The 15,838-nt window shown below is 52.6% G+C and carries 16 protein-coding genes; 9 read left to right on the plus strand and 7 right to left on the minus strand.

Features of this window, described 5'->3' with window-relative positions; all coding sequences use genetic code 11:
* Window positions 1–181: 181 nt before the first annotated feature.
* The 3 genes from K5621_RS12265 (at window position 182) to K5621_RS12275 (ending at window position 4,628) form a co-directional block, all read left to right on the plus strand.
* The gene (locus K5621_RS12265) at window positions 182–3,436 is read left to right on the plus strand and encodes a DUF748 domain-containing protein (RefSeq protein WP_221049367.1); all 3,255 of its coding nucleotides are present in this window, start codon (window positions 182–184) and stop codon (window positions 3,434–3,436) included.
* A gap of 180 nt (window positions 3,437–3,616) precedes the next feature.
* Window positions 3,617–3,973, plus strand: a complete 357-nt coding sequence (locus K5621_RS12270) for a glutaredoxin family protein (protein ID WP_100145660.1) — start codon at window positions 3,617–3,619, stop codon at window positions 3,971–3,973.
* Between the two features lie 103 nt (window positions 3,974–4,076).
* Window positions 4,077–4,628 (plus strand): RDD family protein, encoded by a 552-nt coding sequence (locus tag K5621_RS12275; RefSeq protein WP_245003075.1) that lies wholly within the window; start codon window positions 4,077–4,079, stop codon window positions 4,626–4,628.
* Window positions 4,629–4,731: 103 nt separating this feature from the next.
* On the opposite strand, the gene K5621_RS12280 is transcribed toward K5621_RS12275, so the two are convergent.
* Window positions 4,732–5,421, minus strand: coding sequence for an energy-coupling factor ABC transporter permease (locus tag K5621_RS12280; RefSeq protein ID WP_221049368.1), 690 nt, complete (start codon window positions 5,419–5,421; stop codon window positions 4,732–4,734).
* A gap of 150 nt (window positions 5,422–5,571) precedes the next feature.
* Between K5621_RS12280 and K5621_RS12285 the strand changes: the two genes are divergently transcribed.
* From K5621_RS12285 to K5621_RS12295, 3 genes are all read left to right on the plus strand, one after another.
* Window positions 5,572–6,006 carry a hypothetical protein gene (locus tag K5621_RS12285; RefSeq protein WP_221049369.1) on the plus strand — a complete coding sequence of 145 codons (435 nt, stop codon included), beginning with the start codon at window positions 5,572–5,574 and terminating at the stop codon, window positions 6,004–6,006.
* Window positions 6,007–6,072: 66 nt separating this feature from the next.
* Window positions 6,073–6,429, plus strand: coding sequence for a hypothetical protein (locus K5621_RS12290; RefSeq protein WP_100145656.1), 357 nt, complete (start codon window positions 6,073–6,075; stop codon window positions 6,427–6,429).
* 124 nt (window positions 6,430–6,553) lie between these two features.
* Complete coding sequence (locus tag K5621_RS12295; protein WP_100145655.1) at window positions 6,554–6,781, plus strand: DUF2986 domain-containing protein; 228 nt, start codon at window positions 6,554–6,556, stop codon at window positions 6,779–6,781.
* Window positions 6,782–6,813: 32 nt separating this feature from the next.
* Here K5621_RS12295 and K5621_RS12300 read toward each other — a convergent pair whose 3' ends face one another.
* Window positions 6,814–8,250, minus strand: a complete 1,437-nt coding sequence (locus K5621_RS12300; protein WP_245003181.1) for an MATE family efflux transporter — start codon at window positions 8,248–8,250, stop codon at window positions 6,814–6,816.
* Between the two features lie 106 nt (window positions 8,251–8,356).
* Window positions 8,357–9,217, minus strand: a complete 861-nt coding sequence (locus K5621_RS12305; RefSeq protein ID WP_100145653.1) for an ion transporter — start codon at window positions 9,215–9,217, stop codon at window positions 8,357–8,359.
* A 276-nt stretch (window positions 9,218–9,493) separates the two neighbouring features.
* Here K5621_RS12305 and K5621_RS12310 point away from each other — a divergent pair, with 276 nt between their 5' ends.
* Together K5621_RS12310 and K5621_RS12315 are read left to right on the plus strand one after the other, a co-directional pair.
* Window positions 9,494–9,997, plus strand: coding sequence for a L,D-transpeptidase family protein (locus K5621_RS12310; RefSeq protein WP_100145651.1), 504 nt, complete (start codon window positions 9,494–9,496; stop codon window positions 9,995–9,997).
* A 14-nt stretch (window positions 9,998–10,011) separates the two neighbouring features.
* Complete coding sequence (locus tag K5621_RS12315; RefSeq protein WP_221049371.1) at window positions 10,012–10,581, plus strand: VOC family protein; 570 nt, start codon at window positions 10,012–10,014, stop codon at window positions 10,579–10,581.
* A 75-nt stretch (window positions 10,582–10,656) separates the two neighbouring features.
* On the opposite strand, the gene K5621_RS12320 is transcribed toward K5621_RS12315, so the two are convergent.
* Entirely contained in the window at window positions 10,657–11,160 is a 504-nt protein-coding gene (locus K5621_RS12320) for a DUF1097 domain-containing protein (protein ID WP_221049372.1), read from the minus strand.
* 197 nt (window positions 11,161–11,357) lie between these two features.
* A complete protein-coding gene (locus K5621_RS12325; RefSeq protein ID WP_100145648.1) occupies window positions 11,358–12,005 on the minus strand; it encodes an MBL fold metallo-hydrolase in 648 nt (215 codons plus the stop codon).
* Between the two features lie 195 nt (window positions 12,006–12,200).
* On the opposite strand from K5621_RS12325, the gene K5621_RS12330 reads away from it, so the two are divergent.
* Window positions 12,201–13,487: an alpha/beta fold hydrolase gene (locus K5621_RS12330; protein WP_221049373.1), complete on the plus strand. Its 1,287-nt coding sequence runs from the start codon at window positions 12,201–12,203 to the stop codon at window positions 13,485–13,487.
* Between the two features lie 281 nt (window positions 13,488–13,768).
* Here K5621_RS12330 and K5621_RS12335 read toward each other — a convergent pair whose 3' ends face one another.
* Both K5621_RS12335 and K5621_RS12340 read right to left on the minus strand, forming a co-directional pair.
* A complete protein-coding gene (locus K5621_RS12335) occupies window positions 13,769–14,152 on the minus strand; it encodes a cytochrome c3 family protein (RefSeq protein ID WP_100145646.1) in 384 nt (127 codons plus the stop codon).
* Between the two features lie 45 nt (window positions 14,153–14,197).
* Entirely contained in the window at window positions 14,198–15,835 is a 1,638-nt protein-coding gene (locus K5621_RS12340) for an HAL/PAL/TAL family ammonia-lyase (RefSeq protein ID WP_221051189.1), read from the minus strand.
* Window positions 15,836–15,838 lie beyond the last annotated feature (3 nt).

A 15,838-nucleotide genomic window follows, 5' to 3' on the forward strand; every position in this document is an offset into this window, starting at 1 on the left:
GTTGCCAACTAAAGCTCTAACGGCCAGACAGATTGGTAAAAGAAGCGTTTTATAACGGCCGGATAAATAGCCTAATGGTAACAAAACCAAACACAAAACCGCCTTATCAACAATAGCGAATACACGTTAGAATAGCGCCCAATTATGGATGCAAACCTGCTTCAAGGGATCTCACACCGCTATGCCCAATCTGCTGACTCAGCTCATCAGCCGCTTTCGACAGGCACCGCTCGCCATCAAGGCCGGCATCTATCTACTACTAGCATATGGCCTCTATGCCCTATTGCTCGGTGGACTCGCTCCCTGGGTGATCAAGTCGCAAACACCCAAGCAGCTGCAACAACTGCTCGGGCGTCAGGCCAGCCTGAACGATATCAGCATCAACCCTTTTCTTCTCAGAGTCCGCCTGGATAACTTCGCCCTGCAGGAGAGCGACCCGCAGCAAGTATTTGTGTCTTTCACGCAGCTTGAGTTGGAACTGGCATTTTGGCGCTCGCTGACTCAAGGGGCCATCGCCATAGATCATATCTATCTCCTTGAACCACAAGTGAATGTGCAAAGACTTGCGTCAGAGAAGGGCCAAGCTCAATTCAACTTCAGCGATATGCTTGCCCACCTTGAAGCCAATCGAACACCGCAAGCCGAGGCGACGGAAAAAGCCTCTGCGCCGCTTAGAGTCATTGCCCGGGATATCAGAGTGACAGAGGGTAAATTCGCTTACCAGGATGAGGTCGCCAATACCGAGTTAAGTTACGACAAGCTTAATTTCAGCCTACAAGCTTTGGATACCAAGGCATATAGTCTCAGTCTGCCGGAAGATGAGAACAAACCGATACTGGCGAAAGATGCCAACCGCTATGCCCTGTCATTGACCGGCAGCGATAATGGACAGTTGCAGACTCAGGGACAGTTTCAGCTGCAGCCACTCGAAGTCAGCGGCGAGCTGCAACTGGCCAAAATTTCCCTGCTGCCCTTCTGGCCGTTTGCCGATGGGCTTATTGCCGCTAAGCTCAGCGACGGTGAACTCAGCTTCCAAAGCCAGTACCAGTTGAAACAGCAACAAGACCAACTGCATTACCATGCCCACAAGGGCCGGTTTATTCTGGAAAATCTGCTGTTCTCCGACCAACAGCAAGCCAGAGTCAAGTTGCCACTGTTGGCGCTGGATAACATTCGGGTGGACGGCGATAACCAGAGTGTTGATATCGACGAACTGGCGCTGCAAGGCCTGTGGGCCGATGCCCGCCTGGATAAGCAAGGCCTGGATCTACAGCAGCTCTTTATGCCCGCCCTGCCTGCCACACATGCCAAGCCCGATAACACCGCGGCCAAGGCGCAAGAGGAACCAGCGGTAACCCAACCAGAGGCGGCAACTGAAACCGAGGCGCAAAATAAGGCCACAGCGAAAGAAAAAGCCACAGCGCAAGATGAAAAGGCTACAGCGCGAGAAAAAGCTACAGCGCATCCAGCAGCTGAGCCAAACAAAGCCCTGGGGCAAGAGAAACAGTGGCTGCTGACCATAGGCAAAATCAATCTCAAACAGGCCGATCTCAACTTGTTTGAGCAGCAGCAAAGCAATGGTATCCACTGGCGTGTCTACCCATTGGATATCACCACAGGACCCGTGCGTTCCGATCTCGAAGGAAACATAGACTACCAGTTGCAGCTGGCGCTGAGTTCTGATGCCCAAAACCCACCGGAAACCAGCCAAGGCCAGTTCACCTCCATCGGCGCGTTAGATGCCAAGGCTCTCACGATTAAAGGCGAGTTGGCACTAACTGAGCTAGAGCTGCAGCAGTTCCAGCCCTATCTGGCGCCCTACCTCAATATGCAGTTTGAAAGCGGCAAGTTGAGCACTCAGGGCAAGTTCACTGCCAACGCCGAAGGTAAGGCCCATTTTCAGGGGCAAGCCGACATAGATAAACTGCTTATCAAGGATGGATTGGCATTTGAGCCTCTGCTGAAATGGCAGAATATGGCGATAGATGCGATGAGCTTTGATTCCGAAGCAAACAGCCTCAAAATCAGCAATATATTCTTGAAACAGCCCTATGCCAAGGTGATGATTACCGAAGATAAGCGCACCAACATCGGCGAGTTGCTCCGCGCGGATGCTCAATCTCAAGCGGCGCAAGAAAACGTCGACATACAAGCGCAGCAAACTGCCGCCAAGGAAAAAAACACCGCCAGGGCAGCTGCAGAGAAGGCATTTAAACTGGATATCGGCAGCATTGCCATCCAAAACGGCTCGGCCTATTTTGCCGATAACTCCCTCACTCCTAACTTTGCTTCCGGTATCGAGGCGCTGGAAGGCAAGATAAGCCAGCTATCCTCTACCCCGGGAACCAAGGCCAGTGTCGATATCAAGGGCAAGATAGACAAGTATGCTCCGGTCACCCTAAAGGGAGAGGTGAATCCACTGCTGGAAAAACCCTATCTGGATCTGGATTTAGTATTCAAGAGTGTCGAGCTGACCTCGGTAAATCCCTATTCGGGCACCTATGCCGGTTACTACATAGACAAAGGCCAGCTGTCTTTGGCGCTCAACTATCAACTGGAAGACAACCAGTTGAAAGGCGACAATCATCTGGTGATAGATCAGCTTAAACTGGGTAAACCCAGTGATTCCGATCTGGCCACCAGTTTGCCAATCACCCTGGCTATCGCCCTTTTGCAAGACAGACATGGGGTGATAGATCTTGGCTTACAGGTTTCAGGCGATCTCGATAGTCCAAGTTTCAGCTTCGGCAGCATAGTGATGACCGCCATCACCAATGTGATCACCAAGGCGGTCACCGCCCCCTTCTCTTTATTGGCCGGTCTGGTTGGCAGTGATGAAGAGCTGAACCTGGTCGCTTTCCAACCCGGTATAGCCACGCTAGACGCTGACGCCGAGGATAAGCTGAGCAAGCTGGCCAAGGCGCTGGATGACAGGCCCAAGCTGCAATTGAGCATTGAAGGCAGCGTAGCACTGCGAGAAGACAGTGAGGTGCTGGCAGAGCAAAAACTGCAGCAGCAACTGCTCAAGGCCAGCAAGCTTGCAACCCTGCCGGACGAGCTGAGCGCCAGTCGCTTCCCCACCCAGGGTAAGCTGGCAGATGCTCTGGTGGAATTGTTCGAGCAACAGCTCAAACTGGATGCCGACGCGGAAAAAGACAAAGTGAAGCAAAGACTTGCCGAAAAGGCCAACGGTGAAAGAGTCGATGAAGATACCCTGCTCACCGTCTGGCATATGGGCCTTTACAACCAACTGCTCAGCGCTCAGGAGATCAGCAATAACGAGCTGGCCAATCTGGCTCAGGCCAGGGCCCAGGCCATCAAGGCCTTCCTGGTGGACAGAGCAGCCGTCGCCCCGGAAAGAGTCTTCCTGCTCGACAGCAAGACAGAGATGAAACAGGATGCATCTCAGGCGATTTTGTCGCTCAATGCCGATTAAAACGCTGGCCACTTTGTAAAGGCGCCTCTTTGGCGCCTTTACATCTCTGCATGCAACCTTTGCACTGACAAAGGACTCTGGCGCACTCCTCCCGCCCCTTCATCACCCTTAGCCCAGGCTTGAGTTTCACTACCACTGAGTTAAACTGCCTGCCGTTTTAAGCTTATATAGAGGATGCTTATGTTTATTATTCGTTGGATCTTGGGGCGGATTATTTTGCTGCTCAACTTTGTTTTTTCACCCAAGGGGCTTAAGCGGCAACCCGAGCAGCAGGCGGATATCGATGAACAATGTCGTAGCCTCAGCCTATATCAGTATCCCGCCTGCCCTTTCTGCGTCAAGGTAAGACGTGCGATGAAACGCCAGAGCCTGAATATCACCACCCTGGATGCCAAGCAGGAGCCACACAAGAGTGCCCTGCAAAACGGCGGCGGCACGATGAAAGTTCCCTGTTTGAAAATAGAGCAAGCCGGTGAAGTGACCTGGATGTACGAATCCAACGACATCATCAGCTATCTCAATCAGCGTTTTGGCTGACAACGCTCCGGGCTTGCCGTATCCAATATGGCTCGCCCGGCTTGTTCACCCTAGGTTTTCCGTGTATTGTCCAAAGAGTAAATTCGACTCAAGGACAGAGTAAATGACAACAGAGCAATCCCAGCAGAGCATGGAGCCAGCCCTAGTTCATCAAGCACCAACAGCAGCACAGACCTTTTCCTCCTCCCCTCAAGCACCAAATACAGAAGTGCCCTCCCTTAGCGTCAGCCATCCCGTCTATATAGGATTTTGGGAACGATTTACCGCCAACCTACTGGACAACATCATGTTATTCTTTATCACGTTATTACTTTTATTGCTTCTCTATGGAATAGGTCTTATTTCAACGGAATTGCCCAATATCACAACGCTGTTCTTCTACATCCTCTCTTATCTGTTGCCTATTACCCTAGTGGTCTTATTTTGGCACTATAAGTCGGCGACGCCAGGGAAGATGATCTTCAGTATCATCATTGTCGATGCCAAAACCTTGCAAAAGCCATCTATTATCCGTCTGATAGTACGCTACTTGGGCTATATTCCTTCGAGTCTGGTACTCGGCCTTGGCTATCTCTGGGTGGCCTTCGATCCCCGCAAACAGGGCTGGCATGACAAACTCGCCGGTACTCTGGTGATCCGCGCCCCCAAAGACTAAAGTCTCACCACAGGCCAACACAAATATCGAAAAAACAACGAGTTACCTGATGACAGGCTTAGTTTGTTAGGCAATGAAAGATAGTTGCACTCAGTCGCACAAGTCAGCGACGCCAGAGATAGACCCGGTCCGAGTAATCGTAGAGCCACTCGGGCCGGTATACTACCAATAGAGTCACGGCCATGCCGTTGAGTAAGGCCTCCGGGAACCCCAGCAGCGGAATAAGCAGCAGATAGTTATCCGCCAGGTAAGCGGCACTGTAATCCGTGCTGGCCCAGAGATAAGCCGACCAGGCGAGAATATGGCTGGCAACAGATAGCCCGGCGTTAAGAAAACCAGCCACAAAAATAAACACAAACAAATGCTTGGGCAATTTGTGATAACTCAAGCTGTGTACGGTCAACGCCAGCAGCAGTGGCAGACACACGCCAAAAAGCATCATGGGCCCCAACATCCAGGGCTGGTGATAGACAAACAGGCAAAAGAAGCTCACCGGAAGCAGCATCAATACAGACGCCAAACGCCAGCCAAACATCAGCATCAGGGTCACCAAGGCCAGAAAATGCGCATGGATCCCTTCGGTTACGCTGGCATTGAGCAGCCAAAGACCATTGATGGCCAAGGTACTGAGTAGCGCCCGCCACTGCAGGCTCTTGTCCGCCAGTAGTCGTTGCCAGTCCCGTTTGGGCCAGATCCAGGCAAACCAGCCAAAGAGCAGAGCCCCATAGAGCACGTCAGCCAGTCCCGGCTGCCATTGAACCTTATCGAAAAGATGTTGAAGATACTCGACCATAACCTACCATTCGCTCAGCCAATAAAGGCGATAAACATAGATGCCACGCTGACTTATTCGCACCTTCCTTAATGCAATTATGTTTATTCTGCAGTAAGTTAGCACTAATTTGTATCTCCAAAAAAATAATAAGGATAATCACCCCAGCTTATGCGTGCGCTTTTTCTGTTATTACTGCCGCTGCTGCTCAGTAGCTGCAGCTCAAAACCCAACATAGATCCGGCCGATTTTGCCGGTGCCATCAAAGACAATTTTCAGACCGATATCAAGGCCGATGGTTTGAAGCTCTTCACCTATACCGCCCGGCTTACAGCCCCCAAGGCTGACGGCCGGTACGAAAATCCTATCGAGGCTCCCAGGACAGCCAAAGAGATGCGTCAACGACAGGCGATTCGAGAGGCGAGACTTGCCGTGTTTGAACAGCAGCTACAACTTGGGCTCGATAATACCCTCAAGATGAATCAATATTGCCGCGAAGGCTTCTATGAGCTCAGTCGTCTGCTGCAGTCCGACAGAGGCGAGATCCGCGGCGAATGCCGCGATGGCGCCAATGAAATGGACAGGAGTCGCTTCGGCAATAAGTAATTTTTTTGAAAAAAAACCGCAAATTTGCTAGTTTTGCCGCAGTTTCCCGCTTTAGGTGCATATGAGATGGAACCCACAGGAATCATTCAGGAGATAGAAGAGCCGGTTAACCGCAGCAAGGTTAATCGTCAGTTGTTACTCGCCACCAGCCTGTCGGCCGTGGTTGCCATGGCGTTATTGTTGTTTGGCGAGCAGTATAACCACCTTTGGCAGGATCAAAGCGCACTGCAGCTCAACCTGTTCCGCCCCGGTTTCTTATTGCTGATAGTCTCAGGGCTGATAGTGATCCCCACCAGTGTGGTCGAGCTTATCAAGGCCGCCAAGACGCCGGAACGACCACTGATGTTAGATATGGCTCTGCTCAGCATTGGAGTCGCAGTTTCCATGAGCTATATCGGTGTCTTTATGACCCTATTCCTCTAAGAAAAGCGCTTGCGCCGCAGTATCCCAACCTGCCCCAGGCAGGTTGAGCTTGTTGCCCGGCCGTCGGCAGGCTAAAATGCCTGCCCTTTGCCCATCCCAAGTGGGAAGTACCAGGAAATTTTGCATGAACAAGCGACAAAAACTGACCAAAAAACTGGCCAAGCGTGCCAAAGCCCGGGAAAACAAGAAAGAGATCCCCAACTCAGGCCCGGCCAAACAGGGTTATATCTCCAAGGCCGAGCGCGCCAAAATCGCGGCGGCCGAACAAGCAGAAAGCAGCGCTGTTGAACAACCAAGCAGCGATACTGCTGAAAATGATACCGCCGCGACGCCCCAATCTGACAGCCTATAAAGCGTTTTCAAGCTCTTCTTTAATGCATGGCGTTAAGGCTTCTGCCGCTGGGGCGAGGTCGCCTGGGCACTGGCTATCGGCTCCAGCTCTTCGGTCATCTGCCCCATCTGGGTACAGGAAGACGACAATGGACTGCTGGAGGCCATGGAGAGTTCCTCCTCATCGAGCCTGTCGGCCTCAAGACCTTGCTGGCGGCCATTGGCGGCCACTCTGGCCACCAGCCGATAGGCGGTGATCACCGCCAATATCCCGAAGAGCACTGACCCCAGTGCCTGACCAATCAAGACTCCATATACCCCACCGAGCTCGGCTCCAAGATAAACAAATGGCAGCGTCCCGATAGTGGCCTTGCCCACATTGAAGGCGGTCGAATACTTAGCCTTACCCAGATTGTTGAACGAGGCGTTAGCCACAAACAGCGCACCATTGAACAGGAAAAACAGCGCCATATATTGGCAGAAAAAGCGGACCAGCTCGGCAGAATCGCCGCGCATGTCGAATGCCAATACCAAAGGCTCGCGCAATAGCCACAGCAGCAGCGACATCCCCAGCACATAGGCGATACAAAACTGCAGCGCCCGGGTCAAACACTCGCTGAGCCTGTCATAGGCCTTGGCACCATAATTCTGCCCTATGATTGGGCCTATGGCGCCGGAAAGCGCAAAGATCATCCCAAAGGCCACCGGGGTCAAACGCCCCACGACGGCCCAACCGGCGACGAAGCTGTCACCAAAGTCGGCAATCGCCCGGGTCACTACCGCATTACCTATGGGGGTGGCCACATTGGTCAGCATGGCCGGCCCTGCGATGGCAAAAATGGCGCGCAGATCGCCGCGAAAGCTCGCAAGTTCGAAACGGTGCCAAAGGCCGTGTTTGATAAACACCCCTCTTGCCGCGATCAGCAGCACACTGAGACGCGCCAATACCGAGGCGGCCGCCGCCCCTTCTATGCCCATGGCAAACAAGAAAATAAAAATGGGATCAAATACTGCATTGACCGCGCCGCCCGCCAGGGTCGATAGCATGGAGAGCCTAGCATCACCCACGGCGCGCAGGGCGCTGCCAAGTGCCATCGCCAAACAGATGATCGGCAGCGAAGGCACCAGAATATACAGATAATCGGCGGCAAGCTCGGCGGTATGCCCCCTGGCGCCCACCAGCGCCAGCAGTTCAGGGATCAAGGCGGTCACCACTATCGCCATCAGGCTGGATATCAGCAGAGTCACCAGGGCGGCATTGAGCAACAAACGCTTGGCCCCTTCGGTGTCTCTGGCGCCAACGGCGCGGGACACCAGAGCCCCCAGTGCAATCGACAGGCCGATACCTATGGAAGTGGTAAAGAAAGAGATGGTACCGGCATAGCCCACGGCGGCCGCCAATTCCAGCTCTCCCAGCATGCTGAGGAAGAAAATATCCAACAGGTCGACTACAAACAGCGCCGAGATCCCAACGGCCGCAGTAGAACTCATCACCAGAATGTGACGCAGTATATTGCCCTCAACAAACTTAGCCTGAGTGACGGCCTGAGTGCCTGCCTGAGTGACTGTCTTAGCCGATGATTGGTTGTTTGACACCCTAATCCTTGTTTTCTTCCGGAACTGGCTCCAGTTCACTGCCGCAGCGATTACAGTAGATAGCATGGTGATCATGCCCGGTTTTTAAACAGTTGGCGCAGCGGCGCAGATCGCGGCTACGGCCCATCTCCTGGGAGATTTCGGCGGTAAGGATCCCGGTGGGAATAGCAATTATCGAGTAACCCAAGAGCATGGTAAACGCCGCTATCGCCTGACCGAGATCTGTCTTGGGGGTGATATCACCGTAGCCCACAGTGGTAATGGTCACTATGGTCCAATAGACAGACTTGGGGATCGAGCTAAAGCCATTTTCCGGGCCTTCGACCACATACATGATGGCGCTGAGCACCATAATGATGAGACTCACAGAGAAAAAGAAGATAAACACCTTGCGACTCGACTGCAGCATCGCCTTGAGCAGCAGGTTTCCCTCACTCAAGTATCTGAGCAGCTTGAGTACCCGAAAAACTCTGAACAGCCGCAAAATCCGGATCACCAAAGTGAAATTGGCCCCGGGGAAGAACAGTGCCAGGTAACTGGGCAGGATACTGAGCAGATCCACGACACCGTAAAAACTGCGGGCATAACTCAAGCGATTGCTGGAGCAATAGAGCCGCAACAGATATTCCAGAGTGAACACCAAGGTAAAGGCCCATTCCAGTGCCAGGATGATATGTCCGAAACGGGCATGGATATCAGCCACGGTATCGAGAAAAACCAAGGCAACACTGAGAATAATGCAGATGATCAAGCCGATATCGAACCAGCGACCGGCAGGCGTTTCAGTACCAAAGATGATTATTCTAAGCTTACGCTTGAGCTCAGGCTCTGGTGGCGTATCTGTCATCTTGTGTTGATTCATGCGGCAAGCTTTCCTTACTGTCTAACCCAAACGGCGTCTCACTCTTGACCCTTTAACGTCTCGCACTGTCAATTTTCGCGGCGCCATGCCCAAAAGGCAGGGGCGTAAGTCTGCCACGCATCGGCGAGTGTGCCAAATATTCTCTGGCACCGGCACAGAGACAAGCGCACCCCATGCAGGCCAAAAAAGCACAGACAGGTGCGCTCAAAGGCTTCAAGAAAGCCCCTGTTTTCGGTTATTATCGCGTCAAAATAACCATAATCAGAGCCAGGCACCATGGGCCCTTCGTTTCGTCATATAGTTTATGCAATATTTCTGCTGGCGTTTGCCCAGTTGTACAGCCCCCTGGCCTCGGCACAGGTGGATTTGGTGCTGGTCAACAAGTCAGATTCGCGTCTGAGCCTGATTAAAGCCGGTAAGGTGATCAAGGAATATCGCATCGCCATGGGGGAGATGCCCAAGGGCCACAAGTATCAGGAAGGCGACCAACGTACTCCCGAGGGCCGTTATCTACTGGATTATAAAAAGGCCGACAGCGCCTTTTACCGCGCGATTCACATCTCTTATCCCAATGATGAGGACAGACTCAGGGCCAAGGCGCTTGGGATAAGCCCAGGCGGTCAAATCATGATCCACGGCCAAAACCCCCGCTCTGAGTTAACCCCGGAAGAGGCGCAACAGTTTAACTGGACCAATGGCTGTATCGCCCTCACCAATAAAGAGATGGATGAACTCTGGCAGTTGATTGAGCCGGGAACGCCGATAGAAATCTGGCCCTGAAACAGGAATCAAATATGCAAAACCTACAATCTCTGTCGCAGTTGCTGACAGACTGGCAAGCCTTTGCCGACAAAGTTATGCCTCTGATTGAGCGCCTCGGACTCGAACGTTTAAACGAGTGCGATCACGCCGCGCTGCGGGTCAACTCTGTCGCCGCGGCAGAAAAGCTCAAGGCCGAATTTGCCCAATGCGGTGAAATCATTTCGGAGAATATCATCAACGGCCGCCCGATTCTGATCATACGACTGCAGCAGCCTCTGCGATTGGGTCAATGGCAAATTCCCTGTGTCGAGCTGCCCTTCCCCGGCGATAAACACTATCCCGAAGAGGGATGGGAACATCTGGAACTGGTTTTGCCGGGTGGCGCCCAAAGCTGTGATGAACTGGCTGAGCAACTGCGAACTCTCTGCCCCCGAACCCAAGCCGCACTCGATGGCGATACGGATATTAAACTCAAGGCCAGCAGCCCCAAAGGCGAAGCCGAACGCTTGGCCAACCCGACATTGGCATTCAAGGCTGACGGGGTTTGCGTCAAGGTGCATCCTCACAGCATTCAGGCCATCATCGCCAGCGAACAGGAATAACCCGTTAGACCAGGCCTGGGCTACCCAGCCGGGCACCTAAGAGCAGGTGCCCCAAAACAGCAAGTATGGCTTGGCTCACTCCACGATCCGCTCAGGAGTCAAGGATTCAGAACTTGCGCTGTCATTGCGGCTGGTTTGGTAATAACCCATAAGATCCGTCAAGCGACTCATGGCATAACCAAACACGGCACCGATCAGCAAAGGGGGCATTATGGTCGCAATATCTGCGGCCATGGCAAAGGTAATACAGCAGCCGATAAAAGCCCCGGGGATAAAGTTGAGTTTACTGAAACTAGCCTGCAAACACATGGCACTGGTGGCGATGCCGGTAAAGATCCAGCCAAATACCGGCGAGACAAAGAAGCTGCTGCCGCTGATAATAAGCCAGGCCCAGAATACACCTGAAGTATTGGTGCACCATGCCTGCAGCAGACCGGCAAAACCGCGGCGGCCCTGAGCGAAGAAAGTACTGCACCCCAGAAAACCTATCCAGGTTGTCAAATCCAAGGTGTCGGCAACCCCACACCAAACAGTGGCCAAAAGCCCGGCAGATATTGCTGCATGCCAACGCTGTTGCATGGTAGCCTCCAGTAAAACGATGTTTTGACTAAATTACATCACTTTTAATAACAAAAACCAGATCAACCGCTAATATTGGTTAACTTATGGCTAAATATTGTGCAAAACCACACCCAAAGGCGTAATAAAACCACAAAATATTGAAATTTAATCAAATAAAAACCCGGAAGGTCCGGGTTTATTCATCAATGGCGACTTTAGTCGGCCATTAACTGATCGGCCACAAAGGGATTGTTACGTCGCTCTTCGCCAAAATTGGACATGGGGCCGTGGCCGGGAATAAAGTTGACTTGTTCCCCCAGAGGCCAGAGCTTATAACGGATGGAATCAAGTAAGGCTTGGTAGCTGGAGCCGGGGAAATCGGTTCGGCCAATGGAGCCACGAAACAGCACATCCCCCACCCAAGCCAGATTCCCGGCAGGATCAAAAAAGACCACATGCCCTGGAGTATGTCCCGGACAATGCAGCACACTCAGCTGTTGTTCACCCAGGGTAAGCTGCTCACCATCTTCGAGGTAACGATCAACCTCAAACGCTTCGCAAGCGGGAAAGCCAAAGTTCTGACTCTGACGCGGCAGATTATCCAACCAAAATTTATCGTCGATATGCGGGCCTATGATCTGCACCTCACACTCAGTGGCCAAGGTCTTGGCGGCACCGACATGATCTATGTGCCCGTGAGTCAACAGAATATACTGCAACTGCAGGCCGTGCTGCGCCAAGGCATCCATGATGCGCTCTGGGTTGCCACCCGGATCTATCACCGCGGCTTTGCCACTCTTTTCACACCAAATAAGGCTGCAGTTTTGCTGGAAAGGGGTCACAGGGATGATCTGGTATTTCATTACACACACTCGCAGGCTGTTATCGTTCCATGATCGATAGATCGTCTCGATGCATGATCCATCAACCCGGCAACAGAAAAAATGATCCCGGGCAAGGAAAGCGTCAGATAAGCCGCTTTAATCTGGCGCCGGTTTGCAGCTTAGGGATTTTTATATACTATTTTGGGCTATCAACCTTCAAGCCCAAGTCCCTACATGATAACAGACAGCCGTCTTGCTGGCATCCTGAGCCGCAAACACTTCTTCTCTCTGCCGCTGGATTATCAGCATCCCACCGGGGAACAATTGCAAATCTTTGCCCGGGAGCTTCGCGGCCCCCAGGACAACGCCGCCAATCTGCCTCTCTTGGTGTTTTTCCAAGGAGGCCCGGGTTTTGGTGCCGTCCGCCCCCTTGCCAATGGCGGCTGGATCAAAAGAGCACTTAAAGAGTACCGAGTACTCTTGCTGGATCAACGTGGCACCGGCCTCTCAAGCCCGGTCAGCTTTAAGACCCTTAGCGGGCTGACGCCTGCCGATCAGGCTGAGTACCTGAGCCATTTTCGCGCCGACAATATTATTCGTGATGCCGAGGCGATTCGGGCGCAACTGAGCCCGGATGCGCCCTGGAGTATTCTCGGTCAGAGTTTCGGTGGCTTTTGCGTACTCAGATACCTGAGCGCCGCACCGCAAGGGCTCAAGGAAGCCTTTATTACCGGCGGTATTCCATCCCTTGAGCGCCCCGCAACCGAGGTTTATCGGGCAACATATCAACGCCTGTTGGCCAAAAACCGGGATTTCTTTGCCCGTTTCAAAGATGCCAAAGCCTTGCTGGCCGAGCTCAGAGAATTTATCAATAGCCATGATGCGCGCCTGGCCACAGGTGAGCGGCTGACCCAGGAAATGCTGCAGCTTTTGGGCGTCAACTTAGGCATGGAGCAAGGACCGGAAGCCCTCTACTATCTGCTGGAGCAAGCCTTGATAGATACCCCAAGCGGCAAGGCGCTCAATCCCTTGTTTGAGGCGCAGTTCTGTCAATTGCTGGATTACAACACCAACCCACTGTTTGCCATCATGCACGAGTCTATCTATTGCCAGCAGCAAGCCGCAAACTGGGCTGCCCACAGGGTGCGGGCCGAATATCCGGCGTTTGCCCCGGACGCCGATGAGCTGCTTTTCAGCGGTGAGATGATCTACCCCTGGATGTTTGAGCAGTTTGCCAACCTCAAGCCGCTAAAAGCCTGCGCCGAATTGCTGGCCGCCAAAGCCGATTGGCCTTCACTCTATGACCCGAATATTCTCGCCAATAACCGCGTACCTGTCGCCGCTGCCATCTACAGCGAAGATATGTATGTCGAGCAGGCCTACAGCCTGGAAACCGCCGCCAGAGTCGGCAACCTCAAGTATTGGTTGACCTCTGAATATGAGCACAACGGCATACGCATGGATGGTGAACGGATCTTGGATAAGCTTATCGCCCTCAATCGCGGCATCGAGCTCAGATGATTTCAGTTTGGGTTAATTTAAAAAGCGCACACTGAACTCGGTTCCACATCCATTGACGCGTTACTTGAACGCTTGTTTCAGTATCGTCCGGGTCTGCTCTTTTGGCAGACCTTTTTTTATCCAAAAAAAACCGCAGCCAAGGCTGCGGTGGAAATAACAGACTTATACCATTCACTATATCAGCGGTGAACTTCTCGGCGTTATGTCGACCAATCAAGAACAGCGCTGTAAAGCACGGTGTTAAATCCAATCCCCAAATACAGGGAGACTCGAATCGCCTTTTAGCGCTTCATCGCTGGGTATGTGAACTCATGGCACTGATTGCAATATACCTTGCTCTCTTTGTGCTCCTGGTGACAGTAAGTACATGGCAAATCCGTGCCATAGTGCAGGCTGTCATGGGGATTAGGTTCAACATCATGACCGGCGTTGGCTGGACGAGCTGTCTGCTTGGCAACGTCTTCAGGAGTGCCGTGACAAGCTTCACAAGCCGTCGCATCAGGAATGGTTTTACGCTTGGCATCGCCATGGCAAGCGGCACAATCGACACGACCATTTTCAGCAGTCATGACTTCTTTGTGGTAGTCCTTGATCTTCATGGCATTGGCCGCTCCAGGCAGCATCAAGGCGCAGGTAACAAGAACAGTGGATATTATCTTCAACATCTTGGGGCTTCCTGTTGCGGGGCAGTTGCCTGCCCCGCTCTTCTATCAGTAGTTAGCAATAAAGTCGTGTGACGCCTGGATATCAGGAGTGAAAGGACGATCTTTGCTTACAAAAGGTACCTGCTGACGATAAGCTTCATACATGGCACCAGTGGCTTTACCCTGTTTCAGGCTCTTGTCATGCATCTTGCGCAGATCAACAGCTTGAGTAGAGTGCAGCAGCTCCAGGCCATAGATGGTGTTGGTGTTGTCAACAATCTGGATCAGGTTGTCAGAAGCCAACTTCAGGTTAGTGAAGGTGTCTTCGATGTTACCGGCGATTTGGATACCATCGAAAGAGACAGGGCTGGCCAGTTGCTTGTTACGCACCTGCATGTCAACGAAGGCTTTCTGGATTGCACCGAAAGCATGACCATTGTTTTCCGGACCGGCCAGGAAGCGGCTCAGACGGGTAAAGTGGGCATCAGACAGGTGGATAGTGCGCATTACACTGTTGTGAGACACGTGAGTCAAAGCAGTGCTCAGGTTCTGTACTGCCAGGGCAACAGGCAGAGGCTCGAAGTTGGTGGTTGGGAACACACCGCCCTTGCCTTCAACCATGTACTTGGCTACCTGAGGGAACTGGCTGTAGTCCTTGGATGCGCCCAGAACTACGGCTGGGTTATCGTCTGAGTGGTTGATCTGGATATCGATCACTTCGCCCAGATCTACCAAGGCTTTCTTGGCGCTAGCCAGAGTATAAGCTGTAGTACGGTAGCTCAGAGGATCCTGCAGAGGACGCTCATCATTCAGTTGCCACAGATAGCTGCCATCCAGTTGCGCCAGAATATCTTGAGTCGTTGCCTGAATGTAAGGGAAAGGACGGATGTCATTGGTTTGTGGCAGGAAAGGAGCCACGTTACCGTTCAAACCTTCAAGGCTCAAACCGAATACGGTTGGAGACACTTCCAGCAGGTGCTTGGCATCCTGATAGCCCTTCATTGCATAGGCTACAGCCACTGCGTTGTTGGACAGGATAGACAGGGCATCTTTACCCATAGGCTCCAGCAGAGGAATACCGGCATCGGCCATAGCTTCACGGCTGCTTACGCGCTTGCCCTTGTAGAACACTTCCCACTCACCAATCATCGCCAGACCTACGTGAGAGGCCAGCAGGATATCGGCTTCACCCACAGTGCCCTGTGAAGGGATAACTGGAGTGATACCCTTGTTCAAGTAGGCTTCGTAAAGGTCAGCCACTACAGGCTGAACACCGGTTTGACCCGCCAGAATGGTGTTCAAACGCACGGCCAGAGCAACACGAGTCAGGCGTACAGGCATTGGCTCACCAACACCGGCACTGTGGGCGCGCAATGTGCTGTAGTTAAAGCTGCGAGACGCATCCAATACTGCCGCACTCAGTTTACCGTTGGCATCAAACAGTTTGTGGTCTTTGTTCAGACCTACACCTACTGTCAGGCCGTAAACCGGCTTACCCAGACGCGCAGCTTCCATCAGCAGCTCGTGAGACTTAACCAACTTGGTACGGGCTTGAGAAGCGACCTTCACTTTGGCACCGTCGGCAATGGCCCAGGCTTGTTCCTGAGTCATGTGTTTACCATCTAGAACCACTTGCTCCATTGCCAGAGCACTGCCTGACATTAGACTCAGCGTCAAAGACGCCAGCATAAGAGACTTGTTCATCAT

Source organism: Shewanella carassii (assembly GCF_019670705.1).
GTDB classification, from domain to species: domain Bacteria; phylum Pseudomonadota; class Gammaproteobacteria; order Enterobacterales; family Shewanellaceae; genus Shewanella; species Shewanella carassii.